This window comes from Streptomyces sp. NPDC021093, assembly GCF_044333135.1.
In the GTDB taxonomy this organism is placed as follows: domain Bacteria; phylum Actinomycetota; class Actinomycetes; order Streptomycetales; family Streptomycetaceae; genus Streptomyces.
In genome coordinates, this window is sequence record NZ_JBIRQJ010000024.1 from 1 (window position 1) to 1,990 (window position 1,990).

Below are 1,990 nucleotides of genomic sequence, written 5' to 3' on the forward strand. Positions count from 1 at the left end.
GGGGTGATGGGTGGCTGGTCGTTGTTTGAGAACTGCACAGTGGACGCGAGCATCTGTGGCCAAGTTTTTAAGGGCGCACGGTGGATGCCTTGGCACCAGGAACCGATGAAGGACGTGGGAGGCCACGATAGGCCCCGGGGAGCTGTCAACCGAGCTTTGATCCGGGGGTGTCCGAATGGGGAAACCCGGCAGTCGTCATGGGCTGTCACCCATACCTGAACACATAGGGTATGTGGAGGGAACGCGGGGAAGTGAAACATCTCAGTACCCGCAGGAAGAGAAAACAACCGTGATTCCGGGAGTAGTGGCGAGCGAAACCGGATGAGGCCAAACCGTATGCGTGTGATACCCGGCAGGGGTTGCGCATACGGGGTTGTGGGATCTCTCTTTCACGTTCTGCCGAGCGTGAGACGAGTCAGAAACCGTTGGTGTAGGCGAAGGACATGCGAAAGGTCCGGCGTAGAGGGTAAGACCCCCGTAGCTGAAACATCAACGGCTCGTTTGAGAGACACCCAAGTAGCACGGGGCCCGAGAAATCCCGTGTGAATCTGGCGGGACCACCCGTTAAGCCTAAATATTCCCTGGTGACCGATAGCGGATAGTACCGTGAGGGAATGGTGAAAAGTACCGCGGGAGCGGAGTGAAATAGTACCTGAAACCGTGTGCCTACAAGCCGTGGGAGCGTCGCTGTCATTCTTCGGAATGGCAGTCGTGACTGCGTGCCTTTTGAAGAATGAGCCTGCGAGTTAGCGGTGTGTAGCGAGGTTAACCCGTGTGGGGAAGCCGTAGCGAAAGCGAGTCCGAACAGGGCGGTTGAGTTGCACGCTCTAGACCCGAAGCGGAGTGATCTAGCCATGGGCAGGTTGAAGCGGCTGTAAGAGGTCGTGGAGGACCGAACCCACCAGGGTTGAAAACCTGGGGGATGACCTGTGGTTAGGGGTGAAAGGCCAATCAAACTCCGTGATAGCTGGTTCTCCCCGAAATGCATTTAGGTGCAGCGTCGTGTGTTTCTTGCCGGAGGTAGAGCACTGGATAGGCGATGGGCCCTACCGGGTTACTGACCTTAGCCAAACTCCGAATGCCGGTAAGTGAGAGCACGGCAGTGAGACTGTGGGGGATAAGCTCCATGGTCGAGAGGGAAACAGCCCAGAGCATCGACTAAGGCCCCTAAGCGTACGCTAAGTGGGAAAGGATGTGGAGTCGCAGAGACAACCAGGAGGTTGGCTTAGAAGCAGCCACCCTTGAAAGAGTGCGTAATAGCTCACTGGTCAAGTGATTCCGCGCCGACAATGTAGCGGGGCTCAAGCGTACCGCCGAAGTCGTGTCATTCATACAACAGGGCCAACGCCTGTATGGATGGGTAGGGGAGCGTCGTGTGCCGGGTGAAGCAGCCGCGGAAGCGAGTTGTGGACGGTTCACGAGTGAGAATGCAGGCATGAGTAGCGATACACACGTGAGAAACGTGTGCGCCGATTGACTAAGGGTTCCTGGGTCAAGCTGATCTGCCCAGGGTAAGTCGGGACCTAAGGCGAGGCCGACAGGCGTAGTCGATGGACAACCGGTTGATATTCCGGTACCCGCTTTGAAACGCCCAATACTGAATCAGACGATGCTGAGCCCGTGAAGCCGTTCCGGACCCTTCGGGGAAAGGAAAGTGGTGGAGCCGGCGACCCAGATCTGTACTAGGTAAGCGATGGGGTGACGCAGGAAGGTAGTCCAGCCCGGGCGGTGGTAGTCCCGGGGTAAGGGTGTAGGCCGTGTGATAGGCAAATCCGTCACACATTGAGGCTGAGACCTGATGCCGAGCCGATTGTGGTGAAGTGGATGATCCTATGCTGTCGAGAAAAGCCTCTAGCGAGTTTCATGGCGGCCCGTACCCTAAACCGACTCAGGTGGTCAGGTAGAGAATACCGAGGCGTTCGGGTGAACTATGGTTAAGGAACTCGGCAAAATGCCCCCGTAACTTCGGGAGAAGGGGGGCCATCACTAG

General features: G+C 57.1%; 1 rRNA gene (cut by a window edge). It reads left to right on the plus strand.

Annotated features, from left to right (window positions below):
• Window positions 1-57: 57 nt before the first annotated feature.
• Window positions 58-1,990: ribosomal RNA gene (locus ACH4SP_RS42470) — 23S ribosomal RNA — on the plus strand; it runs 1,271 nt beyond the window's last position.